This window comes from Pantoea sp. EEL5 (genome assembly GCF_049892805.1).
GTDB lineage: Bacteria > Pseudomonadota > Gammaproteobacteria > Enterobacterales > Enterobacteriaceae > Pantoea > Pantoea ananatis.
The window spans coordinates 107,962-134,299 of the sequence record NZ_JBNDNJ010000006.1 but is presented as its reverse complement, the minus strand read 5'-3'; the positions used below and the strand labels follow the sequence as shown (position 1 = coordinate 134,299).

Below are 26,338 nucleotides of genomic sequence, written 5' to 3'. Positions count from 1 at the left end.
AACCGCACCCGGCGACAGCCGGACGCGACGCAAGAAGCGCTTCTTTAATAAAAGTAATTAGCCGGAAAAAAAGAGCAGGCAACAGGCGATCGGTGGCGATCGCCTGAGGGCCGGAAAAACCGGCCCTTACTGCAATAATCCGAAAGGTTATTCCTGAATATCGACGGTTTCGAAGTGATGTTTACCTAATGGATCAACCACATAGCCGGTGACTTTCTTACTCACAGGCTCATAAACGGTTGAGTGCGCAATGATCAGTGCAGGCGCCTGATCGTGCATCACTACCTGAGCTTGCTTGTAATATTCAATACGCTTGTTGTGATCGGATTCTGCACGGGCTGGCTGGATCAGATCTTCAAACGGCTTGTAACACCAGCGGGAGTAGTTAGAACCGTCTTTGGCCGCCGCACAGCTGAACAACGTCGCGAAGAAGTTATCTGGATCCCCATTATCACCGGTCCAGCCCATCATCACGGTTTGGTGTTCGCCCGCTTTGGCGCGTTTCAGGTACTCGCCCCACTCATAGGTCACGATTTTGGCTTTAACGCCGATTTTGGCCCAGTCAGACTGAATCATCTCAGCCATGCGGCGTGCGTTCGGGTTATAAGGACGCTGAACCGGCATCGCCCACAGGTCGATTGAGAAACCGTCAGCCATACCAGCTTCTTTCAGCAGGGCTTTAGCTTTCTCCGGATCGTAGGCGTAATCTTTAACGTCGTTGTTGTAGCCCCACATTGTCGGTGGGATCAGGTTTTTCGCTGGCTGGCCCGCGCCCTGATATACCGCATCAATGATGGCTTGTTTGTTAACCGCCATAGTCAGTGCCTGACGCACTTTCACGTTATCCAGCGGCTTCTTCTCAGTATTAAACGACAGATAACCGACGTTCAGACCAGGCTGTTCCATCAGATTAATTTTGCTGTCTTTTTTCATGCTGGCGATATCAGCCGGGTTCGGATAAGGCATGATCTGACATTCGCCTTTCTGCAACTTGGCGTAGCGCACTGAGGCATCTGGAGTGATTGAGAAAACCAGCCGATCGATTTTTGGCTTGGTTCCCCAGTAATCCGGGTTAGCTTTATACAGAATACGCGAGTCTTTCTGGTACTGCTGGAGCACAAATGGGCCCGTGCCAACCGGGTTCAGGTCAACTTTCTCTGGCGTACCGGCTTTCAGCATGTTGTCGGCATATTCTTTAGACATGATGGAAGCAAAATCCATCCCCAGGTCAGCCAGGAAAGGCGCTTCAGGACGCGTCAGCACGAAGCGTACGGTATGATCGTCCACTTTTTCGATTTTGCTGATCAGCTTTGGCATATCCATACCTTCAAAGTACTCATAGCTGCCGCCAGAGACGTTGTGGTACTTGTTGTTTTTATCTAACTGCCGCTCAAAAGAGAACACCACGTCATCAGCGTTTAACTCACGCGTAGGTTTGAAATCTTTCGTCGTCTGCCATTTCACGCCGTTGCGTAAATGGAAGGTATAGGTTTTACCATCAGCGCTGACGTCCCACTTTTCGGCCAGGCCCGGCACCAGTTCGGTCGTACCGGTTTTGAACTCAACCAGGCGATTATAGATAGGTACAGAACTGGCATCATAGGTTGTACCCGAGGTAAAGAGCTGCGGGTTAAACCCTTCCGGAGAACCTTCCGAACAATAAACCAGGGTTTTTGCCTGAACACCTGCGGCTACGGTCATGGCGACGAGGCTCAGACCGACCTTCAGCATCCTGGATTTGGCCAGGGAGTTGATCATGCTTTTGCTCCATTGTGATGTGTTGTTGTGTGCATTGCCCGACCTCTGGTTTTTTTATGCGGTTCAGGCGGTCCACCCTGCGGGTGTGATAAGAGTGAGATAGTTTGTTTGGATAATCCTGATTGATAAGCACCCATCAGAAAAATCTGTATCTGCACTGTTATTGACGCATCAATTTGTCAACAGTTGCAAAGAACGTCAATACAACGGTTACTTATTTACACAGAGTGTGAGGAATAGCAAGCAACGATAAAAAAAACCCATACAGACGCAATGCCATATAATGCACAGCGGCATGGGTTTATATGCCATGTATTCTGCTACACAGGTCATAAATGAGCAGTGATTTGCGCTAAAAAAAAACAGACATCATTTAGCGCCAAATGTTGGATATCTGAACGATTTACTGTGCGTTATGACGTTCACACAGCGAAAAATGCTGTTAACTTTGGGTTGAAAATGACCAATTTGCCATTTTGTGGCATAACCAAAACTTATCTTTTATCCCTCTGTAACCCTCTGATGAGAAGGCCTGCATAGCGATGAGACAATAAAACAGGCTGTCTGGAGCAGAAATTGATTTCAAGGAGGAATTATGGCGGTCCCGAAAAAAGTGTGACATGAGATATTCTAATAACCGAGGCGGGGCGATAGCGTCTGGCAGAGGTGTTATTTATGCCTGTGAGAAACGGCCTCCTTTTATACGAATTGCGCCGGTCAAATTGTCTGCCTGAATCGATTGCGACAGGCCCGGCTCTCCTTGGACCGTTGCGTTCGCAACGTTGTCTCGCTGACGCCCGGCGCAACCCTCCTTCGGAGGTGCTCATCCTCTTTTATTCAGGCGAAAAAAACCTGTCTTTGCAGACAGGTTTCTTAAATATGGTCGGCGAGAGAGGATTACGCGCCCCTGCGGGACGCGCCCTTCGGGCCGTTGCGTTCGCAACGTTGTCTCGCTGCGCTCGGCGCAACCCTCCTTCGGAGGTTCTCATCCTCTTTTATTCAGGCGAAAAAAAACCTGTCTTTGCGGACAGGTTTCTTAAATATGGTCGGCGAGAGAGGATTCGAACCTCCGACCCACTGGTCCCAAACCAGTTGCGCTACCAAGCTGCGCTACTCGCCGATGGGGGCGCATGTTACTGCTCCCCCCAGGAAGCGTCAACCGCTTTTTGCGCTTTCCCGCCCAATCGCCTGGAAAGCAGGCGGCCAGCGAGTTTTATGCCTTGCCGCGAAAAATTGCCTTACCGCTATAGCGCTTTTGACGCTGTCCCGGCAGGTGCCTGACACCAGTTATTAGCCTGCTTAATCCCGCCATTTGGCGAGGTGTAACCCAGACAGCCCATAATGGTATCAAACAGCTCGACATGACGATGGGTTTTGCCGACGCGCTGTTGCGCCTGCAGGCGTTCGAAGTTTTCACGGTTTGTCGGGTCAGCCAGATATTTATCTGACGCCCAGACCATCATAGGAACACGGAACTGCTCCGGCGGTGCCATTTCACGCGGCGTACCATGCAGATGCATATTGTCGCTGATCGATTCGCCATGGTCGGATGCATAAAACACGATCGCTTTTTTATCACGCAGCTGATCCAGAACGCTGTCCAGCATGCTGTCCACATAAAGGACGGAATTATCGTAAGCGTTGATCAGTTGCGCTTTGCTACAGGTTTCATCCACGCCCATGCATTCTGGCTGATAGCGTGCAAAACTGCGCGGATAGCGCTGTGAGTAGAGATAATGTGAGCCCTTGGTGTGCAGGACAACCAGATGCTTACCCTTCGGGTAGCGCTGCAGTGAGGCCTGTAACTCAGGCACCAGCAGCATATCATCTACTGATTTACCCTGGTTACGTGGCTCAGAACCAATCTGCTCGCGGAAAGAGAAATTATTGGCGTTGATGTTATCGTAGAACCAAACCTCACTTTGCATCGCAAACAGCTCAGAAGTGAAGCCCAGTTCTTTCATCACTGCGAACACATTTTGCTCTTTCAGTGTTCGCCCGGGATTGTCCATAGTGCCGCCTTCGCGCACAAACATACAACGCAAAGACAACTTGGTCGCGGTATCACAAGATTCGCCACGAAATGCGACCAGATTTTTCTCTTTAGAGAGTTTAGGGGTGGTGTTTCGCTCATAGCCCAGCAAGCCCATATGATCCCAGCGAGTGGTTTCGCCAATAACAAACACCACATAGGTATCATCTAACCCCGGAGGAGCAACATAAGTATATTTCTGGGCAGGATCCAGGAGTTCCTGATTTTCCAGCGTCTCGTCAATCTTGGTCCAGGTAAACAAACCCAGCGCGGCCAGCCAGTTAGAGGGGAGATATGAGTGCGCGACAATTCCGCCATAGCTTGGCAGATCGACGTTGGTCACTTCCTCATTCGCCTTTTGCAACTTGTCGAAGTAACGGATGGGTAACCACACGAGCGCAACGCAGGCCAGCATAATCAAAGTGGGTTTCAGGCGCTGTCCTGGCGTACGTAACTGCTCATTGAGCGTCATACTAAGGTTGTTGCGCCAAATCATGAACAGTGGCAGCGCGCTGACCAGCACCATCCACAGGATAAAGTGATAACCCACCACCTCTTTTGACAAATCGGTATCTGTCGTCATGACTGAGGCGACGATTCCGTAGCCAATGACCACATTGAAAAAGGCCATATAATAGCCAGCAGCAACAGAGATCAGAACAATCAGGGTGGCTAGAATCCGGTAGAACCATTTTCCGCCTAGCGATAACAACCGCATTAGGAAAAACGTCAGCACCACGATAGCGACGACCTCGGTAAACGCGGTCAGCCAGTTTGTCACGGTTGATCGGGTCAGAAAGCCATCAAATCGGCGATAAAAGATTGGTAAATTCAAAAAGATACCGAGATACAGAGCCAGCAAGAGCGACAGCTTTTGCTGTGTTAATGATTTTATGTAATTCATGAAAAATGGTGTTTCCCCGGAGCGAAGCGCTTAACTAAACGTTAATCTGACTGCCATATTTCGGCAGAGTTCGCGAATTAAGCGGGCCGGATAAATAAGAAGAGTATTCTGAACGTTTTTAGACGTCATAATGCGAAGTGGCACAGTTAACCATGCGGCAACAAATTAGACCAGAAAATAATCCCGGACAGGACGTTTCAAAAACGTCACTCAGAAAGGCGAAGAGAGAAAAAAGGGCCTGTATTCAGGCCCTTAAACGTTTAGCGAATGATATTCAGCGTGACATCAATGTTGTTGCGTGTGGCATTTGAATAGGGACAAACGATATGAGCCGCATCAACCAGTTTCTGCGCTTCGGCTTCGTCCATTTCAGGCAGGTGAATATTCAGCGTTGCTTCAATACCGAAACCATTGGGGATAGGGCCAATACCCACTTCGCCTTCAATCCATGCATCTTTTGGCATCGCAATTTTGTCACGGCCAGCAACGAACTTCATTGCGCCCAGGAAGCAAGCTGAATATCCCGCGGCAAAAAGCTGCTCCGGGTTAGTGACTTCGCCACCTGCACCGCCCATCTCTTTCGGTACACCCAGTTTCACATCCAGAACGCCGTCAGATGAAGTTGCACGACCATCACGACCACCGGTAGCCTTAGCTTTTGCACGATAAACCACTTGTTCTAAAGACATATCTGCTCTCCATTACACTATTTAATCGCTCGCGACTTATCAATAAGCACCGAGCTGCGAAGTTTGACTCGTTTCTACATCCAGATTAAAAATTTAGCGCGGCACCATGAGTTTGTCACGTAACTGGTTCAACTGCAGTTTGAGCGAATTCATTTCATCTTCGCTGCAGTCAGATGCACACTGAATCTCATCAGGAATGCTTTCAGCCTGCTGGCGCAGCGAACGCCCTGCATCCGTTAAACTCACGACGACCTGACGTTCATCCTGACGGGAACGCTGGCGATTAAGTAAGCCCGCATTTTCCAGCCGTTTCAGCAGCGGCGTCAGCGTTGCAGAATCCAGAAAGAGGCGTTCACCAATTTCTGATACGGTCAGTGAATCCTGTTGCCACAGTACCAGCATAACCAGATATTGCGGATAGGTAATATCCATCTGTGTGAGCAACTTACGGTATACTTTATGCATCGCCAGGTTGGCGGAATAAAGTGCAAAACAAAGTTGCTGATCGAGCAACAGTGGCGCAGCTTTCACTTTTTTGTCATTTTGATTACTGTTCATAGACGCAATATAAGTAGCGCGCTAGTTAATTGCAAGCAATTTATGAAATGAGGTAGTGCATGCAGGATTCTCTGGAAGAACGGGCGCGTCGCTATGCCACACAAGCCCATGCCGAAACGGGTCAACGACGCAAATATACCGATGAGCCCTACATCGTGCATCCCGCTGCCGTTGTGGAACTGGTCAGAAGCATTACCGATAATCCTGTGATGCTGGCCGCCGCCTGGCTGCATGATACCGTGGAAGATACGGCGACCACCCTCAATGATATCCAGACGCATTTTGGTGACGAGGTCGCGAAGCTGGTTGAGATGCTGACCAACACGGCACCACAGAGTGCAAAGAACCGTGCGGCACGTAAAGTGGCCGATTTTCGCCATACGGCTCAGGCCAGCCCAGAGGCACAAACGATAAAGCTGGCTGACATTATTGACAATACATGTTCAATTGTTCGTTTCGATCCCCATTTCGCCCGTGTTTATCTGATTGAAAAAAGGGTGCAAATTCAATTACTCAGACAGGGCAACACAGAGCTCTGGCGTCAGGCTTCTGCCAATATTGAAAATGGCATTGCGCAACTGGCTGAGGCTCCCTATAACGTGCCCGAAAAGTGGTTTGTGAAGCAAGCCGCGAAATACGGTGGGTTGAGCTAAAAACCGTCGCTGCATGCGGTCGCCTTTGAAGTAAACTGCACAGGGTAAGCCAGTCATCAGGAACCGATTATATGGCTTACAGGTTTACAGGTTTACAGGTTTACAGGTTTACAGGTTTACAGGTTTACAGGTTTACAGGTTTACAGGTTTACAGGTTTACAGGTTTACAGGAAACGATAAGCCCGACCTGGGGATCCCCAATCGATTACGATCAGCACGGCTTTCTCTTTTACAGCGATCAGAGAGGGCATATCAATGTGTAGAAAAAATCGGGTTTTTTAAAGTAATTAGCAGTCAGGGAAACTGTCAAAAAAATGTATTTTTAAAATAAAAAATAAATAACTATTAAGACAGAAAGAAGTTTTCATGTGATATCAGTCACGATAACTAAACGTAATGCTAGACATAAATAATTAATATAATAGGGTGGCACTATGTTTAATGAGAGTTGAAATATTATGATCATCTTAAACAGCAGCAGTGTAATATCCAAATGGTTTAATATTGATAATGTTATTGTCAATCACCTGCCTTAACGTCTTCTTTTTACAATCGCCCATCTCTTTCGACTGACAGGGTCGTAATTTAACGGGCGCATTTTCACTCATTCAGACTTTAAAAACCCTGCATTATGGGTGCGATCCGTTTACTTGCCCAAAACTGGCTATTGAAAACGCGATGCAACATACAATGCAGTCACGTTTCTTATCGGCTGAAACAGGATAAAAACATTTGCCCGGGTTTTTAATTCATTCATTAAAAAACCTACGGCATCGGCACGTCTGAATAAAAGGACATGATGATGAATAACTTTAGACACTTACCTGAGCCATTCCGTATTCGTGTTATTGAACCCGTCAAACGCACTACACGAGAGCATCGTAATGCAGCGATGATAAAAGCCGGAATGAATCCATTCTTGCTGGATAGCGAAGACGTTTTTATTGATCTTCTCACCGATAGCGGAACCGGCGCCGTTACGCAAAATATGCAGGCTGCTATGATGCGAGGCGATGAATCTTACAGTGGCAGCCGCAGTTATTACGCGTTAGCGGAAGCGGTAAAAGCTATTTTTGGTTATGCCTATACTATTCCAACACATCAGGGCCGTGGCGCAGAACAAATTTATATTCCGGTATTAATAAAAAAACGGGAGCAAGAAAAAGGTCTGGACAGAACAAAAATGGTGGCCTTCTCGAACTACTTTTTTGATACCACACAGGGCCACAGCCAGATAAATGGCTGTACCGTGCGGAATGTTTATATCAAAGAGGCTTTCGATACGGCGGTTCGCCACGACTTCAAGGGCGACTTTGATCTTGAGCGCCTGGAGAAAGGCATCCAGGATGTCGGCGCGAAGAATGTGCCCTATATTGTTGCCACTATTACCTGCAATTCCGCCGGCGGGCAGCCCGTGTCGCTGGCAAACTTAAAAGCCATGTACCAGATTGCAAAAAAATATGACATTCCGGTGGTCATGGATTCAGCCCGCTTTGCTGAAAACGCGTACTTTATTCAGCAGCGGGAAAAAGCGTACAAAAACTGGACAATCGAAGCGATTACCCGGGAAAGCTATAAATATGCTGACATGCTGGCCATGTCGGCAAAAAAAGATGCGATGGTCCCCATGGGTGGCTTGTTGTCTTTCAAAGATGACAGCTTCTTTGATGTGTACACCGACTGCAGAACACTTTGCGTTGTTCAGGAAGGATTCCCCACCTATGGTGGGTTAGAAGGCGGCGCAATGGAACGCCTGGCGGTAGGCCTTTATGACGGCATGAATCAAGACTGGCTGGCTTATCGTATCAGTCAAATTCAATACCTGGTTGATGGCCTTGAATCGATTGGTGTGACCTGCCAGCAAGCCGGTGGCCATGCTGCCTTTGTCGATGCCGGAAAATTATTGCCGCACATTCCGGCGCATCAGTTCCCGGCTCAGGCCCTCGCCTGCGAGTTATATAAAGTGGCCGGTATCCGGGCAGTCGAGATCGGCTCGTTTTTGCTGGGCCGCGATCCTAAATCAGGAGAACAACTGCCCTGTCCGGCCGAACTGTTGCGGTTAACCGTTCCCAGAGCCACCTACACACAAACGCATATGGACTTCATCATCGAAGCTTTTGAGCATGTGAAAGAGAATGCGAGCAACATAAAAGGATTAGCCTTTACCTATGAGCCTAAGGTTTTGCGCCATTTCACCGCAAAACTTAAAGAGATTTCATAGTCATACCTGTACAGTGAGCAGCTGTTTTGGCCACGGCTGCTCCATTACCCTGCCTGTCAGGCATAAAAATTATAACAACGATAAAAGCGAAGAATATTGTTGAGAGGACACCATGGAAGAAAATACAGATCAGAAACACTCCGCCTTTTGGGGCGTGATGGTTATCGCTGGAACCGTAATCGGTGGGGGGATGTTTGCACTCCCTGTCGATCTTGCGGGCGCGTGGTTCTTCTGGGGCGCTTTCATTTTGATCATCGCCTGGTTTTCCATGCTTCATTCCGGTCTGCTGTTACTGGAAGCTAACCTGAACTATCCAACAGGCTCAAGCTTCAATACATTGACCAAAGATCTGCTGGGCAAAAGATGGAATGTAATAAGCGGTATTACCGTTGCTTTTGTGTTGTATATACTGACTTACGCTTATATCTCCGCTAACGGCGCGATTATTAGCGAAACCCTGTCCATGCATTCCAGCATGACGATACCTTCACGTGTTATCGGCATCGGTACAGCGGTTTTCGTTGCCAGCGTGTTATGGATTAGCTCTCTGGCAGCCAGCAGAATCACCTCGCTCTTTTTGGGTATTAAAATCTTAGCCTTCGTCATTGTTTTTGGCTCTTTATTTTTCAAAGTTGATTTTTCAATCCTTAGCGATGTTAGCGGTATCAGTGAAAGCAATCGTTATTTTCCCTATATATTTATGGCCGTTCCGGTTTGCCTTGCCTCTTTTGGCTTTCACGGTAATATCCCCAGCCTGATCATTTGTTATGGAAAACGAAAAGATAAGCTGGTTAAAAGCATTGTTCTTGGTTCACTGCTGGCGCTGTTTACCTATCTTTTTTGGCTGTATTGCACCATGGGGAATATCCCGCGTGAAAAATTCAAAGAAATCATTTCTTCGGGCGGAAATGTTGACGCGCTGGTGAAGTCTTTTATGGGAACGCATCCTGGCGGCGTCATTGAATTTTTCTTACTGGTTTTTTCTAATCTCGCCGTGGCCAGCTCTTTCTTTGGGGTCACGTTGGGGTTGTTCGACTATCTGGCGGATCTGTTTAAAATCGATAATTCCCACTTTGGACGATTTAAAACAGTGCTGTTAACCTTTCTACCTCCCGGCATCTTATATTTGCTCTTCCCGAATGGTTTTATTTACGGTATCGGTGGCGCAGGATTGTGCGCAACAATCTGGGCAGTTATCGTCCCTGCCCTGCTGGCATTAAAATCGAGAAAACGCTTTCCCGATAAAACATTCACTGTCTGGGGCGGAAAGGTTATTCCGGCGGTGGTCATTTTATTTGGTGTTATCGTCATCATCTGCTGGTTTGGCAATGTTCTTAACATCTTGCCAAAGTTTAGCTGACCGACAGGACGGACTGGAAACGGGTTTAACGAAGCCTGTCATCAGGGAGAGGTATTGAACGGCCGGTCACTCACGTGACCGGCGCCAACAAAAGCCAGGATACGACTTAGTGACTTAATCGAGTAACTGACGCCCAAGGTAAGGATTGGCGTGAAGTAATTTCATCAATTTTTGTGCAGTTGCGGAAGGACGCGTACGCTGGGCTTCCCAGCTTTTAACCGAAGAAACGCTAACGCCCATAATCCTGGCAAACTCATCTACCTGCATTCCTGCCATTTCGCGTAAACGCTGTGGCTCTGGCACGGCTGGCTGACGCTGAGTTTGCAGCGCTACAGGGCTGTTATCACGTGTCAAAACAATCTGCTCAAGGCTGCTGAGCAATTCAAACATTGGGTCTTTTAACTCCATAGAGAACTCCTTAAAACTCACTATGAATCACGTGAAAGAAGGTACAAGAACCTGAAATCAGGCTCAGAAACCGGATTAAGCAAGCTGCATCCCTTAAGAGTTTGTTTTTATTGTAAGAAAACCCTTATGGGACACAGCCTGACCTGCATTGCTGTTAAACATGTCAACACAATGCCACAAATGCCGGGAGACTAAGTATGGATAGATACCTGACAATTTGCAGCGCAAATTAGACATTTTTTTTAACTTTACAATTCTGAAAAATGGTTAAGCAACTTAACCTTTTGAAGCGATTGGTTTTGTTACCACAGCGTCTGTCAACAGCGCTGGTCGCGTTTTCTTTATGGCCGGCAATCAGGTGATGAACTGGCCAGGATAACCGCACCGGCTCTGTAAGTTGATTGCAAAATATGCGCCAGACTTTCATTTTTTGAACATATACAGGCTGGAGTATGCTGTCAGCCATCACGCCTTTCTTGCTGCCAAAATAAAAAAACACTTGCCAGGCCTGACGTAGGTGGCGCCGGAAGCGCTAAAAAGGGAGTCAGCTTTATCATCGAAGGACAACATGACGTTTTAATTATAGTGAACACGATAATTTGTGCGATTCGTGCCAGTGATTGCGTTCATGCAGGCGTTTGCACCACTTTAATGCAGACGAACAATTTTAGGGCAACTCGTTAATGGACGTTTAACGTTAACGATTCAGATGGAACATCTGTGTCGCTAGAAACATAAGATGGAATTAATTATTTATGACCTATACTTACGGATCCGTTAGCTTCCCTTCACGCGGGCTCGTTATCGGTGCAAAAAAGCCCGAGTCGCGGATGCGCTGGCCTTCTTTTCTGACACCATAAGCCTGTAACATCATCTTAAACACGCTTAAGGCAAACTTTCTTACAGGTTATGGCCTTACATCGCGCTTTCGCATTGTGTGGCCGTTATCCTTTGTTCTATTCTTTAGGCCACTGCTTATCCGGACATCAGCCAGTTTTACCGACAGGAGTTGAACCCATGGCTTCAGGCATTTCCCGTATCCTGGCACGCAGCGGCATTTTGCTGACTGGCGTGCTTCTTGTGCTGCAACTTACCGCATGTGGTGATAAAGAGGGCGAACAGCGCAAAGCGTTTATCGATTTTTTGCAAAATACCGTTATGCGTAGCGGTGAACATCTACCCAGCCTGAGTGAAAATCAGAAACAAAGTTTTGGCCCTTTCACCGGTGATTACGCCATTCTTTATGGCTTCTCGCAGCAGGCGAACAAAGCTGTGGATCAGGGGATGCGTCCGGTGGTGGATGAACTTTCTGCTATTCATGTGCCGCAGGACTATCTGAGCCGCCACGACTCACTGGCCCAGGCCAACAGCGCGTTGACGGTGGCTACCCAGCAACTGGAAACCGCAAAAATGCAGGCAGATAAAAGTAAAAGCGCGCTTAAGCAAAACGACGACCTGAAAAAAGTCTTCGATACCGCGTATGACAAAGTGGTGACGCAGCCTGCTGGCCAGTTGATCCCATTGCTACCCAAACTGCAGGCACTTAGCCAGGATGCTGTAAAGACAGGTGAGTTTTTGCAGGCTCAGGGAACACGCGTCAGTTTCAATAACGGTGGCGTTCAGTTCCCAACTCAGGAACAGGCGACGCAATATAATGACTTAATGACGAGCTTATCAGCTAATGTGCAAGCGCTGAGCCAGGCTAAAAATGCAGTACAGGGTAATTTGCAATAATCGGCGTGCAGGGGACGGATCATTCACCGCCTAACCTGAGCCACGTGAAATCATGATTCCGCATTCAAACGGGCCTGATCAAAATGTGATCCGGCCCGTTTTTCATTAAATTAAATTGTGATCTTAGTCTCATTTATAAAACAAAGCTCAACGCCATAAATGTGATCGCAATCACTATAAATCGATTTCGATGGCTAAAAATCCGTCGTCTTCTCGCCGTAATGGCTCATTTCTGTGATAAAAGTCACTTAATACTCCCCCATCCTCCCGACATAAATGTGACCTAAATCACACTAAGCCTCGTGCACTACGCAGTCCACTATTCGCGTGATAAAGTCCGCCTGCATACAGTAATACTGACGGCTAATCGCCGTAGTGGCTAAACAAAAACAAACGCGCGCTCCTGTTGCAGCGCGTCTCAACAAGGGGTGGGCTTATGTCCTCATCAGTAAAGGTCAAAGTACAAAGCTTTGGTCGCTTTTTGAGTAATATGGTGATGCCTAACATTGGCGCATTTATCGCCTGGGGTATTATCACCGCGCTGTTTATTCCAACAGGATGGATCCCTAACGAAACGCTGGCGAAACTGGTCGCCCCAATGATCACTTACCTGCTGCCACTCCTGATCGGTTATACCGGTGGACGCCTGGTCGGTGGCGATCGCGGTGGGGTGGTTGGCGCAATCACTACGATGGGGGTAATTGTCGGTGCTGATATGCCGATGTTCCTCGGCTCAATGATTGCGGGCCCACTTGGCGGCTGGGCGATCAAATCCTTTGACCGTATGGTTGACGGTAAAATTAAAAGCGGCTTTGAGATGCTGGTGAACAACTTCTCTGCCGGTATTATCGGTATGCTGTTGGCCATGCTGGCTTTTATGGCGATTGGTCCGCTGGTTGAAGGTCTGTCACACATTCTTGCCACGGGCGTTAACCTGATGGTGCAGAACAACCTGCTGCCATTGACGTCAATCTTCGTTGAACCTGCAAAAATCCTGTTCCTGAACAACGCGATTAACCACGGGATTTTCTCACCTCTGGGTATTCAGCAGGCAAGTGAAGCAGGGAAATCAATTTTCTTTCTGATCGAAGCCAACCCGGGTCCGGGGATGGGCGTGCTGATGGCCTATATGTTTTTTGGTCGCGGCAGTGCTAAACAGTCTGCTGGCGGTGCGGCGATCATCCACTTCCTGGGCGGCATTCACGAGATCTACTTCCCTTACGTGCTGATGGCACCACGCCTGCTGCTGGCCGTCATCCTTGGCGGAATGACCGGTGTCTTTACGCTGACCGTACTGCACGGTGGTCTGGTATCGCCTGCTTCACCAGGTTCTATCCTGGCCGTATTGGCCATGACGCCAAAAGGAGCTTACTTTGCCAATATCGCCGCCATCTTTGCTGCATTTGCGGTGTCGTTTGTGATTTCTGCCATTTTGTTGAAGACCAGCAAAGTGAAAGAAGATGACGATATCGAAGCGGCGACGCAGCGTATGCGTGATATGAAAGCGCAGTCAAAAGGTCAGAGTCTGACAGGTGCGCCGGTTGCGAGCGACGCGATGAGCGTAGATCTGGACCATGTGCGTAAAATCATTGTGGCCTGCGATGCAGGTATGGGCTCAAGCGCCATGGGCGCTGGTGTCCTGCGTAAGAAGGTCCATGATGCAGGTCTGAGTAACGTGTCGGTCACCAACAGCGCGATTAATGCCTTACCGGGTGACGTTGATCTGGTGATTACCCATCGCGATCTTACTGAACGAGCCATCCGTCAGGCGCCTCATGCCCAGCACATTTCCTTAAATAACTTCCTGGATAGTGCACTTTATAGCACGCTGACCGAGCGCCTGGTGGCGGCTAATCGCAGTGAAGCTAACCGCGAAGCCGTACAGAAGACGCTGGGTGACAGCTACGATGACAGCCATGCCAACCTGTTTAAACTCGGCCAGAGCAACGTTTTCCTGGGGCTGAGTGCCAGCAATAAAGAGCAGGCGATTCGCTTTGCCGGTGAGCAGTTAGTCAAAGGCGGCTACGTAGAACCCGAATACATTGATGCCATGCTGGCGCGCGAAAAGCTGACGCCAACCTATCTTGGCGAGTCGATTGCTGTGCCGCACGGTACCGTTGAAGCGAAAGACCGTGTACTGAAAACGGGTGTGGTTTTCTGCCAGTACCCTGCCGGCGTTCAGTTTGGCGAGGAACCTGATGAAGTGGCACGTTTGGTGATTGGTATAGCTGCCCGCAATAACGAGCACATTCAGGTGATTACCAGCCTGACGAACGCGCTCGATGATGAGCAGGTCATTGAACAACTGGCACGTACAGAAAGCGTACAGGATGTTCTGGATCTGTTATCAGGCAAACCCGCTGTAGCATAATCGGGTCCGACATTTCCCTGGGGCGGTTGTGCCCGTCCCATTTTTTGGGGGCGGACATGCCCGCCCCATCGTTATTTGATATGGGTCAATTTTATGAAAGCGTTACATTTTGGAGCAGGCAACATCGGTCGTGGCTTTATCGGCAAACTGCTGGCAGATGCCGGTATTGAGCTGATTTTTGCAGATGTGAATCAGGCAGTGCTGGATGCCCTTAATGCACGTCATGAATATCCCGTGCATGTGGTAGGTGAACAGGCCAAAGTTGAAGTGGTTAAGGGCGTCAGCGCCGTGAACAGCACCAGCGACGACATTACTGGACTGATCGCGGATGTCGATCTCGTTACCACTGCCGTTGGTCCGCAAATCCTTGAGCGCATCGCTGCCAGCGTGGCAAAAGGTCTGGCCAAACGCAGTGATAACGGCAATGTTCGGCCGTTAAATATTATCGCCTGTGAAAATATGGTGCGTGGAACCAGCCAGCTTAAGCAGCACGTGCTACAGGCGCTGCCTTCTGAATATCATGTCTGGCTCGAACAACACGTTGGCTTTGTGGATTCAGCAGTAGACCGTATTGTTCCCCCTTCTGAAGCAGGCAGTCAGGATCCGCTGGAAGTCACGGTGGAAACCTTCAGCGAATGGATTGTGGACAAAACCCAGTTTAAAGGCGAATTGCCCACCATTCCGGGCATGGAACTGACCGATAACCTGATGGCCTTTGTGGAACGTAAACTTTTCACCCTGAATACCGGCCACGCAATTACAGCCTATCTGGGGCAACAGGCGGGGCACCAGACTATTCGCGATGCCATTCTCGATGAGAATATTCGCGCGGTCGTCCAGGGTGCGATGGAAGAAAGTGGCGCGGTACTAATTAGACGCTACGGCTTCGAAGCAGACAAGCATGCTGCTTATATTCAAAAAATTATTAGCCGCTTTGAAAATCCCTATCTGAAAGATGACGTTGAACGCGTAGGTCGTCAGCCAATCCGCAAGCTGAGCGCAGGCGACCGCCTGATTAAACCGACACTCGGCACGCTGGAATATGGCCTGCCGCATGCCAACCTGGTTCAGGGCATTGCTGCTGCAATGCATTATCATAGCGATCAGGATCCCCAGGCGCAGGAGTTAGCCGCGCTGCTGGCGGAAAAAGGTCCGCAGGCAACCTTAGCGCAGGTTTCAGGACTGGATGCTGAGAGTGAAATAATAAAAGAGGCCGTGAGTGCCTGGCACGCCATGGCATAATAGCCCCATGTTAGCGACCCAGATCGGGGGCAATAAACGGGCCCCCGACAGCAGCACTACACTGATGCAGGCAAGAATGGAAGAAAAGCAGGCTTTTGAAAACCGGGTGCTTGAACGCCTGAACGCTGGACGCTCGGTGAGAAGCTTTTTGTTCGCCGCTGTCGAGTTGTTAGCTGAAGCCGTCAATGTGCTGGTGCTGCAGGTATTCCGTAAAGATGACTACGCGGTGAAATACGCCGTAGAGCCCTTGCTGCTGGGTGACGGTCCGTTAGGTGAGCTCTCCGTCAGGCTCAAGCTGATCTATGGCCTTGGCGTGATTAGTCGGCATGAATATGAAGACTGTGAGTTACTGCTGGCGCTGCGTGAAGAACTCAATCATGACGCGGGCGATTACCGTTTTACTGATGATGAAATTCTGGGACCCTTTGGTGAATTGCACTGCGTGGCGGCCTGGCCCCCCGTTCCCACATTTCATGCTGAAGATGCAGCACTACAGGCTATGCAGCAGCAACGTTATCTGCAGATGGTACGCTCCACTATGGTCCTGTCACTCACCGAACTGATTTCCCGCATTAGTATGAAACAGGCGTTTAAAAAGTCAGTCAGCTAAATCCCGCCGGGAGCCTCAAGGCTCCCCTTTTCACGCTAACCACCGAGAATCTACGTTAAATTTGGTGTATCCTTAGCCTGTTTTCCTCAACGAGTTGTTGTCATGAAAGAGCAAGAAAAAAACGAAATTAAACGTCTCAGCGATCAACTTGACGCGCTGAATCGTAAAGAGCCTCAGTTACTCGAATCCGGTGATGCTGAAAAGCTGGGCGCGTTGCTGAAAGAGAAAGAAACGCTGGTAACGGAAATTGAGCGTCTTCGCAGTCAGCGTGACGTTAAGCTGAGCCTGGAAGCGCAAAAACTGCAAAAATTGCCGTTCAGCCGCGAAATTACGAAAAAAGAGCAGGCAAATTTAGGCGCATTGAAGAAAAGCGTGCGCGGCCTGGTGGTGGTGCATCCAATGACCGCGCTGGGACGAGAAATGGGGCTTAGCGTTATGACCGGATTTGCTAAAAACGCCTTTTGATCATGTTTCAGGCGGCGGCCCGATCGCTGTTTTGCTGGCCAGTAGCAGTCCCAACCTGCTCTGCCAGCGTATCCAGCAGCGTATAACGACGGCGGTATTCCGCACGCTTCTTACTGGCAATCTCTTCCAGCGTTTTACGCGGCAGCGCCAGCGGCAGCATAAAGACGCCGTCAGCACGCTCCTTTCCGTTGATCGTCAGCCAGAAATCGCTGTAGCTGGCATGGAATTTATCCTCTTTACTCTGGCGATAACGCAGGCTGCGAAAAACATGCGTTTCATCCCCTACCGCCGCTATTTTCCTGACACCACATTGCTGAGATAAAATAAAGACGACTTCCATCAATAAGCGTTTAGGAAATAAACCATGTGCCGCTTTGGTTGCATCACGAATAACATCATTACTGATACTTTTACGCGGTCCCTGTAAGCCACCGATTAAGAGTGTGCGCGCGTTATCCTCGTTCAAGATCGTGAATGAAAGTGAGGCTAAGCCTTCTCCCTGATAACGCAAGACTAAGGTTATTTCACCTTCACGATCGTAATAACCTGAGCTACAGGCAATAACAAAATCTTCATCATTTTTACCCTTCAGCCTGGCCAGCACGCTCTCTTCGCCACTTTGTAAAACCTGGCGAAGTTGAAGATTATCCAGGCTGTTCATTAAATGATAATGGTCGAGAATAGCCTGGGCGCGTGCAGCTACACCCATTCCGGCACGCAGATAAGGGCGATGTAACTTCGCGGGTAAGACTCCCTGCACACGCATTAATTGCGAAAACCGGGGTAACTCTGAGAGCTGCTGTAAATAGCGCAATGTGGTCACGGGCGCAATCAGCGTCCTTAAGGCAAATTTAAAACGGAATTGACGGCTTAGCCAACGTTTATTTGGCACGTACTTTCCGCTGACCAATTGAAAAAAAAGAGAGGCATACGAATCAGCAACCGGCTCGTGTGTAGTATAAATAGACATGGCATAAGTTCTTATTAATTTGATAGTGGCGCTGATGATAAAACGAGCCACATCAACGACAGGTTAATGACTCAAATTGTTAAAAACTTACCGGGATAAACTGACGCTTCGTTTAATTCTGGTTTAACTGACTTCGAACGTTGGGCTTTAAAGGTGGGAAGCGGTGCGGGCAGCGCAGCATCAGCTATCGCAATGGCAATGGCAATGGCAATGGCAATGGCAATGGCAATGGCAACATTCAGACCGGAAAAGGACGAAAACCAGATATTCAGGCGAAAAAAAACCGGCAGAACAGGTTCTGCCGGTCAGGTCTCTTGGGTTATCGCTTACTTAGCCGATGCAAAGCGGGCTGCCGCTTCGTCCCAGTTAACCACGTTCCAGAACGCTTTGATGTAGTCCGGACGCTTGTTCTGATACTTCAGGTAGTAGGCGTGTTCCCACACATCCAAACCAATGATCGGATAGCCAGAAACGCCAGCGACGGCCTCGCCCATCAGTGGATTATCCTGGTTAGCAGTGGAAACCACGGCCAGTTTGTCGCCTTTTTTAACCAGCCAGGCCCAACCTGAACCGAAACGGGTGGTCGCCGCTTTCTCAAACTCTTCCTGGAATTTCTCAACGCTACCAAAATCTTTCTCAATAGCCGCCTTCAGTTCGCCCTGAAGGGTCGTGCCGGTTTTCAGGCCTTTCCAGAACAGACTGTGGTTAGCATGACCACCTGCGTTGTTGCGCAGCGGGCCTTTTTTGTCTGCTGGCAGCTGATCCAGCTTAGTGATCAGTTCATCAACGGGCAGATCAGCAAATTCAGTGCCTTCCAGCGCCGCATTGGCGTTGTTGACATAGGTCTGATGATGTTTGGTGTGATGGATTTCCATCGTCTGCTTGTCAAAGTGCGGTTCCAGTGCGTCGTAGGCGTAAGGCAGGGATGGCAGTGAATAACTCATGTTCTTCCTCTCCATTTAGTGTTTGAGCAGCACGACAATGTCGGCACGTGCCGCGTAAGCAGTCTTATCATTATAGTTAAATTCATGATCGGTAAAAGCGTAATCAATGCCCTATTAAACATAAGGTTTTGAAAAAACATGCAAAGACTGCGCATTTTTCGTTTGATGCTGACCGCAAAACGGGCTTCGCGCAGGCGCAGTCAGCGAGCCCGTGACGGCCTGATAACCGCTTCTGCAGGCACTCATTCGCGCTGCTCAGCATTTACATCAGCCGCTGTGGATGAGTGTAAATGGTCGCCCGGCCCGGCTTACTGAAACCGACAAGGGTAAGGTTGCAGCGTTCTGCAACCTCAACAGCCAGTCGGGTCGCAGCGGAGACGGCAAACAAAATCTCCACGCCGCACATTGCAGATTTCTGCACCATCTCATAGCTGGCGCGACTGGAAACTAACAGGGCGCCCTCGCCCCAGGCGGCCTGACTGCGATAGCCCAACAGCTTATCCAGCGCCACATGACGACCGACGTCCTCGCAGCCGTGAATCAGCACACCATCAGGCTGTATCCAGGCCGCTGCATGAGTACAGCCCGTTTTTTGCCCCACTGGCTGAAACTGGTTAAGTTGCCCCAGTGCGCGATCCAGATGCGCTAACGTAAACCGCTGGGTGAACGGCAACGGCGTAAGCGGCCTACCAATCTGGTCCAGTTGCTCAACCCCGCAAACGCCACAGCCGGTCCGCCCCGCCAGGGCCCGTCGCTGCGCTTTCAGCGCCATAAAACGACGGCTGGATAGCTCAATCTGTACCTCAATGCCATTGCAACCCGCGACCACATCCATACCGAAGATATCTGCCGGCGCATCGATAATGCCTTCAGAGAGAGAAAAACCGATGGCAAAAGCCTCCAGGTCTTTGGGCGTTGTCATCATCACGACGTGGGAAATGCCGTTATAAACCAGCGCCACGGGAACCTCTTCCGCTAGCCAGTCAGCCCGGGAGTGATGTAAATCGTCACGTTGCCACACCAGAGTTTCACGCAGACCGGCATTCCCGATTACATCAGCATCACTTCTCGCCTCGTTTTTATTCACTTTTTTCTGATCCTGGCTGATTCCGCAATGATTGAAAGGTAATAGTATTCCGTTATGCTGAATAGTGCCTATTCTGAACCTGCTGACAGAGAGCAACAAGCGCATGGCACCCTGATAGCATAAAGCGTGAAATGGCGCGCGGCTGGCCCGGCATGCTCGATGTCTATCTGTATGAAATCATCCAGCCTCGGGAAAAATACATTTCATCCACAAGGGCGGGATTTGGACTGCTATGATCAGCCTGTCGGGAACATTGATGAGATCCTGAAATGCTGCAATCTTCTGACTGACGACGAGTCCTGTCATGATGGAGATAACCGCAACAGAAAAAACGTAAAACCGGCGACAAAGCCACCGTCCGAATGGCCTGAGCCACGACTGAAAACCTATTCTTGCTGGTGTCGTGAATCGCGTAATCAGCCAACAAAACAGGAAAATGCCCTCTATGAGCATCCGCATTATCCCGCAAGATCAGTTGGAGAAGAGCGAAAAAAATCCAGCGGAGACAATCCCGCCGTTACTTTTCCCCCAGTTGAAGCGTTTATACAGCCGCCGCGCCGCGCGACTGCGTGATCTGGCCGCTAAAAATCCACTGGGCGATTATTTACGCTTTGCCGCCGTCATAGCCCAGGCGCAGGAAATTGTGCTGTATGACCATCCGCTGCAGATGAATCTTCATGCCCGCCTGGTACAGAGTGCTCAGGAAGGCAAACCGCCGCTGGATATTCATACTTTACCGCGGGATACGCACTGGCACCGCCTGTTGCATTCGCTGATTGCGGAACTTAAACCCGAGATGAGCGGCCAGGCGCTGGCAGTGCTGGAGAACCTGGAAAAAGCCTCTGCCAGCGAGCTGGAAACGATGGCCAGCGCACTCTTTGCGGGCGAGTATGCTCAGGTCAGTAGCGACAAAGCGCCTTTTATCTGGGCGTCACTGTCAATTTACTGGGCGCAAATGGCGGCGTTGATACCGGGTAAAGCACAGGCAGAGATGGGCAATCAACGCCAGTACTGCCCGGTGTGCAACAGCATGCCCGTTGCCAGCATGGTTCATATGGGCACCGACGAAGGCGCACGTTACCTGCATTGCAATCTGTGCGAAAGTGAGTGGTACGTGGTGCGTAGCAAGTGCACAAACTGCGAACAATCCCGCGATCTTCACTACTGGTCGCTGGACATTGAACATGCAGCAGTAAAAGCTGAAAGCTGTGGTGACTGTGGTAGCTATCTGAAAATCTTGTACCAGCAAAAGAATCCGGCAATGGAACCCGTCGCGGACGATCTCGCTTCTTTGGTGCTGGATGCCCGTATGGAGCAGGAAGGCTTTACACGAAGCAGTCTGAATCCCTTTATGTTCCCTGGTGAATAGCTATTGCTAAAAAACCTCGCTAAACGGAGCTACGCAATGAAACTGATTGGCAGCTATACCAGCCCTTTTGTACGCAAGATATCTATCATCATGCTGGAAAAAGGTATGATGTTTGAATTCGTTAATGCTTCGCCTTACAGCGATGACAGCCACGTTCCGCAATATAATCCGTTGGGAAAAGTGCCTGCACTGGTCGCGGAGGACGATCAGATCTGGTTCGATTCCAGCATCATCGCTGAGTACCTGGAACAGCGCAGCCCGACGCCTGCTTTATTACCTGACACTTCCCTCGCATCGTTAAACGTTCGTCAGCTCGAGAAGTTAGCTGACGGTATTAGTGACGCGGCGCTGGTGATTGTGCGTGAGCAGTTACGTCCGGGCGATATGCAGTCAGAAGAGGTTTTACTGCGTAATCGTGAAAAGATTCAGCGTGGCCTGGACAGCCTGGAAGCCTCCGTGAACGAAGGAAAATGGATCAACACTGGCGCACTTAATCTGGCGGATATTGCGACGGGCTGCATGATCGGTTATCTGAATTTCCGTCGCGTCGTGCCGAACTGGTGCGTTGGCCGCCCGGCGTTAGTCAAGCTGGCAGAAAACCTGTTTCAGCGCGAAAGCTTTGCCCGAACCACGCCGCCCGCATCCTGATCACTCGGCGCAGCAAGTTGCCAGTAGCCGGGTTTCTGAAGGGCCAGCGGCGTTATGCGTATTCTGAAGCTGTGAGAGGCACGCCGCGAAGGATGCAGAGCAAATCTGCATAAACGTGCAATCAGAAACGGTAACCCACCCCCAGATTAACGCCGTTAACAGCGCGTTGCTCTCCTTCAACCCGGGTGCGGGAACCTTCGTAACCCAGGGTTACAGACAGATAATTAACCGGGTTAATGATAATACCGGCCCCGTAAGCCAACGCATTGGTCGTCTCCGAAAACTGGATGTCCTGAGGCATTCCCTGAGAATCATAGCCGTGATACTGGCGGCTCATCGCGGCATGGGAAAAGCCGGCCAGCGCATAAACACTGACCCGTTGATTCAGACGATATGCCGGCCCCGCCAGTAAAGAATAATATTTTGCGCTTACGTGATCGGACGTATGGCGCTGAAAAAAAGAACTGTTGCTGTCCTCACTGTTCTCCAGAGTGGTGAAAGAGGCCACTACGCTAACCGGCGAGTCCCACTCATAACGATATTGCAGATTCACACCGGGCATATTTTTAAAATCTTCAACTTTACTCTGCGCATAGCCTACAGACAGCGTTTGACTTGCCACTGCGGGCACCGCACCACTCAGCAGCGCACAGAAAATAGCGGAAATAATCACCTTGTTCATACAACAGTCCTGATAATAAAAAACAGGTGGCGCATCGCACCCTGTTAATTCTCTGATACAGACAGCCTTATCCTTTCAAGACAGGGCTGTGAGTTCAGTATTATTCAGCCCTGTCTCATCCGAAATGAAACAGCCTGTTTGCGCCAGATATTTTCTTTTTAAGCCTTGCCACTCACGGGAAAAACATCATTAGATCGCGGTAAACCTGCGAAATTAACGGTTATCTGGCGGAACGGGACCTTAACAAAAACACCTTATTCCCACAATAAATAAAGGGATAAAATTGACGGAATTCAGGACCGATTGACGATTGATTGATGTTACGTCCCAGTAGTCAGAGAAGGTAGCGGTAATCAGGGGATGAACCCGGTAAGAATAAGCATCGCCGCGCCTTGCATTGCTGCAGCGAGTCCGCTATATCTTTCGCTCAGGCCCTGTCCTGAAGCGGCCCGGCGCGCGCGGGCCGTAAGCCAGGGTAAAAGGCAGTTCATTACCACGCTCAGTTTTTTTATTTACGCTCCGGCCTCGTCATGGGCTGTGAGACCTGGCAGCCCACTGCCTCAGACAGACGAAAACCGGACAAATCACTATCATGCGATCACACTTCAGAATGGCCTTGTGCTGCCTCCTGGTCGGTAATATCACACAGGCCTGGGCTGAGGGGCTGACGCTGGGCGCCCAGGGCGAGGCGAACTTTACGCCTTATCGCCAGTACAAAACGCAGTTTTCAGGTCTGCCTTATGTAGGATATGACAACAACCATGTCTATATTGACGGCACCGAAGTCGGCGCCTATTTGATCAAAGATGACACCACACAGCTAAAGGCGCGCTGGTGGTATCTGGATAACGAATTCGATCCCGGCCAGTCATCTGACCCGGCGCTTCGACAGCTAGACATCCGCCACAGCACCATGATGGGCGGCATCAGCTATCAAAAGATAACCCCCGTCGGTGCTTTCAGAACGGAACTCTCTGCGGATACGCTGAATGAAAGCCGGGGATTACTGGGAACCGTCGCATGGGCGGGCCAGGTGTCGTTCATGCAGTTGGACGTTTATCCGCAGGTTGGGGTGGACTGGCTGAATAAGCAGCAGGCAAGCTATTACTACGGCGTGAACGCTCAGGAATCCGAGCGCAGCGGTTTACCTTCCTGGCGTCATCAGGGCATTACGCCGTGGCTTGCTTTGGCGTTTGACTGGCACCCGGTTACGCCGTTGCATATTTATCTTCAGCCCAAAGTCACCTTCCTGACTGGCGCACTTCGCGACAGTCCGATGACGGATCAACAGTATTACTGGACGCTTTCTTCAGGCGTTACCTGGACATTTTAAAGCGGGCATTCGGGCTGTGCCGCTACGATGCCTGGCGGCTTGAGAGAGACACGCGAATAGCGCCGCCTGTGCCGGTAACCGGCTGCAGCGCCTGAATATAAACATGCTCTACAGATGAGATTTCACATATCGCCCTGTCGATGGGCATCGTACCTCGATTATTCAGGACGGGACACACAGAATAAAAAAGGGACGATTTCTCGTCCCTTTTCAACATCGTCGAGGCAGGTTACTGCAGTAGCGAAATATCAGCGACCTGCAGGAACAGTTCGCGCAGTTTCGACAGCAGCGTCAGACGGTTAATCCGCACCGCCTCGTCTTCCGCATTAACCATCACTTTATCGAAGAAGTTGTCTACGGCTTCGCGCAGCTGCGCCAGCTCAATTAACGCATCCTGATAGCGACCTTCTGCAAAGTAAGGCTGCAGTTTACTGCTCAGAGCGGTCACGAAGGTGGCCAGCTGAATCTCTTCATTCTCTTTTAACAACGACGCCTGCACGCTGTCATTCAGCGGTTCGGTCGATTTAGCCAGAATGTTAGAGACGCGCTTATTGGCAGCGGCCAGCGCGGCAGCCTCATCCAGCGTGCGGAAATGTGAGACCGCCTTCATGCGGGCATCAAAGTCGGCCGGACGGGTTGGACGACGTGCCAGTACCGCCTGCAGCGTATCAATGCTGTGGCCTTCTTCCTGATACCAGCTGCGGAAGCGACCCAACATAAAGTCGATGACGTCATTAACCGCATTGGCATTGCTCAGCTTGCTGCCATACAGGCGCACGGCTTCTTCGGTCAGCGTTTGCAGATCGAGTGGCAGATTTTTTTCTACGATAATGCGCAGCACGCCCAGCGCGGCACGACGCAGTGCAAAGGGATCTTTATCGCCCTTTGGATGCTGACCAATACCAAAAATCCCGGCCAGCGTGTCCATTTTATCGGCAATCGCCAGCGCACAGGCAACCGGGCTGGACGGCAAATCGTCCCCTGCGAAACGCGGCTGGTACTGCTCGTTCAGCGCCACCGCAACATCTTCGGCTTCGCCGTCATGACGCGCATAGTGCATGCCCATCACGCCTTGCGTGTCGGTGAACTCAAACACCATATTGGTCATCAGGTCGCATTTGGACAGCAGGCCCGCGCGCGTGGCGTGATTCACATCAGCACCAATCTGCGCTGCGACCCAACCGGCAAGGGCCTGAATACGATCGGTTTTGTCACGCAGCGAACCCAGCTCTTTCTGGAACAGCACGGTTTCGAGGCGCGGCAGGTGATCTTCAAGGCGCTTTTTGCGGTCGGTATCAAAAAAGAATTCGGCATCCGCCAGACGCGGGCGTACAACCTTCTCATTACCGGAAATGATCTGCTGCGGATCGCTGGACTCAATGTTGGTCACAAAAATGAAGTTTGGTAGCAGGTTGCCTTCCGCATCATAAACCGGGAAGTACTTCTGATCGCCTTTCATGGTGTAAACCAGCGCTTCAGACGGCACCTTAAGGAATTTTTCCTCAAAGGTGGCGGTCAATACGACCGGCCATTCCACCAGCGACGTCACCTCTTCCAGCAGGCTGTCGCTGAGGTCAGCGACCCCACCTAAACGACGCGCCGCGGCTTCTGCATCGGCTTTAATCATGGCCTTGCGAACCTGATAGTCAGCAATGACCTGACCGCGCTTTTCAAGCACATCCGGATACTGATCGGCGTTCTCCAGCGTGATCTCACTTTCGCCCATGAAGCGGTGACCACGAATAACGCGATCTGACTTAATGCCAAGGATCGTGGCGGGAATCAGTTCATCGCCCAGCAGCAGGGTGACGGTATGCACCGGACGCACAAACTGTACGTCGCTGTCGCCCCAGCGCATCAGTTTAGGTACTGGCAGTTTACTCAGAGCAGTGGCAACCATTCCTGGCAGCAATGCCTGAGCAGCCTCACCTTTAACCTGGGCACGATAAACCAGCCATTCGCCTTTGTCGGTGCTCAGGCGTTCAGCCTGCTCAACCGTAATACCGTTACCGCGTGCCCAGCCTTCCGCTGCTTTAGTGGCATTGCCTTCTGCATCGAAGGCCGCCGCGACCGCAGGCCCACGCTTTTCTACTTCACGATCGGGCTGGGAGGCACTCAGGCTGGCGATTTTCAACGCCAGACGGCGCGGGGCAGCAAACCAGCTTACCTCGCCATGGTTCAGATTAGCCGCATCCAGCTCGGCAGTCACCTGAGCAGCAAAGGCTTCCGCCAGGCTGCGTAATGCTTTCGGTGGCAGCTCTTCGGTGCCGATTTCCACCAGGAACGTTTTGTCAGTCATG

The 26,338-nt window shown here is 50.3% G+C and carries 22 protein-coding genes, 1 tRNA gene and 1 other RNA gene; 12 read left to right on the top strand and 12 right to left on the bottom strand.

From position 1 onward, the window contains the following. Positions 1–147: 147 nt before the first annotated feature. The 6 genes from dppA to ACPXSQ_RS19355 form a co-directional block, all read right to left on the bottom strand. Positions 148–1,758, bottom strand: coding sequence for a dipeptide ABC transporter periplasmic-binding protein DppA (dppA, locus tag ACPXSQ_RS19380; protein ID WP_014594987.1), 1,611 nt, complete (start codon positions 1,756–1,758; stop codon positions 148–150). An 880-nt stretch (positions 1,759–2,638) separates the two neighbouring features. After that, positions 2,639–2,768: non-coding RNA, RtT sRNA (locus ACPXSQ_RS19375), on the bottom strand. A 33-nt stretch (positions 2,769–2,801) separates the two neighbouring features. Beyond that, positions 2,802–2,878 (bottom strand) — tRNA-Pro (locus tag ACPXSQ_RS19370). 124 nt (positions 2,879–3,002) lie between these two features. Next, positions 3,003–4,694, bottom strand: coding sequence for a kdo(2)-lipid A phosphoethanolamine 7''-transferase (eptB, locus tag ACPXSQ_RS19365; protein WP_014607014.1), 1,692 nt, complete (start codon positions 4,692–4,694; stop codon positions 3,003–3,005). 260 nt (positions 4,695–4,954) lie between these two features. Continuing rightward, entirely contained in the window at positions 4,955–5,383 is a 429-nt protein-coding gene (locus tag ACPXSQ_RS19360) for an organic hydroperoxide resistance protein (RefSeq protein ID WP_013024026.1), read from the bottom strand. 93 nt (positions 5,384–5,476) lie between these two features. Further along, the gene (locus ACPXSQ_RS19355; RefSeq protein WP_013024025.1) at positions 5,477–5,941 is read right to left on the bottom strand and encodes a MarR family winged helix-turn-helix transcriptional regulator; all 465 of its coding nucleotides are present in this window, start codon (positions 5,939–5,941) and stop codon (positions 5,477–5,479) included. Positions 5,942–6,000: 59 nt separating this feature from the next. Here ACPXSQ_RS19355 and ACPXSQ_RS19350 point away from each other — a divergent pair, with 59 nt between their 5' ends. The 4 genes from ACPXSQ_RS19350 (at position 6,001) to tnaB (ending at position 10,175) form a co-directional block, all read left to right on the top strand. Further along, on the top strand, positions 6,001–6,594 hold the full coding sequence (locus tag ACPXSQ_RS19350) for an HD domain-containing protein (RefSeq protein WP_426144244.1): 594 nt from the start codon (positions 6,001–6,003) through the stop codon (positions 6,592–6,594). A gap of 458 nt (positions 6,595–7,052) precedes the next feature. Further along, a complete protein-coding gene (gene tnaC, locus ACPXSQ_RS19345) occupies positions 7,053–7,130 on the top strand; it encodes a tryptophanase leader peptide (protein WP_104933743.1) in 78 nt (25 codons plus the stop codon). Between the two features lie 266 nt (positions 7,131–7,396). Continuing rightward, a complete protein-coding gene (gene tnaA / locus ACPXSQ_RS19340) occupies positions 7,397–8,815 on the top strand; it encodes a tryptophanase (protein WP_426144249.1) in 1,419 nt (472 codons plus the stop codon). 112 nt (positions 8,816–8,927) lie between these two features. Next, positions 8,928–10,175, top strand: a complete 1,248-nt coding sequence (tnaB, locus tag ACPXSQ_RS19335) for a low affinity tryptophan permease TnaB (RefSeq protein WP_426144243.1) — start codon at positions 8,928–8,930, stop codon at positions 10,173–10,175. A gap of 114 nt (positions 10,176–10,289) precedes the next feature. Here the strand turns inward: tnaB and ACPXSQ_RS19330 are convergent, their stop codons facing one another. Further along, positions 10,290–10,583: an HTH-type transcriptional regulator gene (locus ACPXSQ_RS19330; protein WP_014607017.1), complete on the bottom strand. Its 294-nt coding sequence runs from the start codon at positions 10,581–10,583 to the stop codon at positions 10,290–10,292. 1,017 nt (positions 10,584–11,600) lie between these two features. Here ACPXSQ_RS19330 and ACPXSQ_RS19325 point away from each other — a divergent pair. The 5 genes from ACPXSQ_RS19325 (at position 11,601) to ACPXSQ_RS19305 (ending at position 17,005) form a co-directional block, all read left to right on the top strand. Next, positions 11,601–12,317: a DUF3053 domain-containing protein gene (locus tag ACPXSQ_RS19325; RefSeq protein WP_019106243.1), complete on the top strand. Its 717-nt coding sequence runs from the start codon at positions 11,601–11,603 to the stop codon at positions 12,315–12,317. A 436-nt stretch (positions 12,318–12,753) separates the two neighbouring features. Continuing rightward, the gene (locus tag ACPXSQ_RS19320) at positions 12,754–14,688 is read left to right on the top strand and encodes a PTS mannitol transporter subunit IICBA (RefSeq protein WP_014607019.1); all 1,935 of its coding nucleotides are present in this window, start codon (positions 12,754–12,756) and stop codon (positions 14,686–14,688) included. A gap of 93 nt (positions 14,689–14,781) precedes the next feature. Beyond that, the gene (gene mtlD, locus ACPXSQ_RS19315; RefSeq protein WP_028716123.1) at positions 14,782–15,930 is read left to right on the top strand and encodes a mannitol-1-phosphate 5-dehydrogenase; all 1,149 of its coding nucleotides are present in this window, start codon (positions 14,782–14,784) and stop codon (positions 15,928–15,930) included. Positions 15,931–15,937: 7 nt separating this feature from the next. Further along, positions 15,938–16,540 carry a mannitol operon repressor MtlR gene (mtlR, locus tag ACPXSQ_RS19310; protein ID WP_014594981.1) on the top strand — a complete coding sequence of 201 codons (603 nt, stop codon included), beginning with the start codon at positions 15,938–15,940 and terminating at the stop codon, positions 16,538–16,540. A 102-nt stretch (positions 16,541–16,642) separates the two neighbouring features. Then, positions 16,643–17,005 (top strand): YibL family ribosome-associated protein, encoded by a 363-nt coding sequence (locus ACPXSQ_RS19305; RefSeq protein ID WP_013024016.1) that lies wholly within the window; start codon positions 16,643–16,645, stop codon positions 17,003–17,005. 7 nt (positions 17,006–17,012) lie between these two features. Here ACPXSQ_RS19305 and ACPXSQ_RS19300 read toward each other — a convergent pair whose 3' ends face one another. From ACPXSQ_RS19300 to fdhD, 3 genes are all read right to left on the bottom strand, one after another. Then, the gene (locus ACPXSQ_RS19300) at positions 17,013–17,975 is read right to left on the bottom strand and encodes a VirK/YbjX family protein (protein ID WP_022623756.1); all 963 of its coding nucleotides are present in this window, start codon (positions 17,973–17,975) and stop codon (positions 17,013–17,015) included. A 326-nt stretch (positions 17,976–18,301) separates the two neighbouring features. After that, positions 18,302–18,919 carry a superoxide dismutase [Mn] gene (sodA, locus tag ACPXSQ_RS19295; RefSeq protein WP_014607023.1) on the bottom strand — a complete coding sequence of 206 codons (618 nt, stop codon included), beginning with the start codon at positions 18,917–18,919 and terminating at the stop codon, positions 18,302–18,304. A 262-nt stretch (positions 18,920–19,181) separates the two neighbouring features. Next, complete coding sequence (gene fdhD, locus ACPXSQ_RS19290; RefSeq protein WP_426144242.1) at positions 19,182–20,006, bottom strand: formate dehydrogenase accessory sulfurtransferase FdhD; 825 nt, start codon at positions 20,004–20,006, stop codon at positions 19,182–19,184. A gap of 445 nt (positions 20,007–20,451) precedes the next feature. Here fdhD and fdhE point away from each other — a divergent pair, with 445 nt between their 5' ends. Next, the gene (gene fdhE / locus ACPXSQ_RS19285) at positions 20,452–21,375 is read left to right on the top strand and encodes a formate dehydrogenase accessory protein FdhE (protein ID WP_426144241.1); all 924 of its coding nucleotides are present in this window, start codon (positions 20,452–20,454) and stop codon (positions 21,373–21,375) included. A gap of 36 nt (positions 21,376–21,411) precedes the next feature. After that, positions 21,412–22,023: a glutathione S-transferase gene (locus ACPXSQ_RS19280; RefSeq protein WP_014607026.1), complete on the top strand. Its 612-nt coding sequence runs from the start codon at positions 21,412–21,414 to the stop codon at positions 22,021–22,023. 121 nt (positions 22,024–22,144) lie between these two features. Here the strand turns inward: ACPXSQ_RS19280 and ACPXSQ_RS19275 are convergent, their stop codons facing one another. After that, positions 22,145–22,705 carry an Ail/Lom family outer membrane beta-barrel protein gene (locus ACPXSQ_RS19275; RefSeq protein ID WP_019104678.1) on the bottom strand — a complete coding sequence of 187 codons (561 nt, stop codon included), beginning with the start codon at positions 22,703–22,705 and terminating at the stop codon, positions 22,145–22,147. A gap of 592 nt (positions 22,706–23,297) precedes the next feature. Between ACPXSQ_RS19275 and ACPXSQ_RS19270 the strand changes: the two genes are divergently transcribed. Next, a complete protein-coding gene (locus tag ACPXSQ_RS19270; RefSeq protein ID WP_015701319.1) occupies positions 23,298–24,038 on the top strand; it encodes a MipA/OmpV family protein in 741 nt (246 codons plus the stop codon). A 229-nt stretch (positions 24,039–24,267) separates the two neighbouring features. On the opposite strand, the gene glyS is transcribed toward ACPXSQ_RS19270, so the two are convergent. Continuing rightward, positions 24,268–26,337: a glycine--tRNA ligase subunit beta gene (gene glyS / locus ACPXSQ_RS19265; RefSeq protein ID WP_014607029.1), complete on the bottom strand. Its 2,070-nt coding sequence runs from the start codon at positions 26,335–26,337 to the stop codon at positions 24,268–24,270. Position 26,338 lies beyond the last annotated feature (1 nt).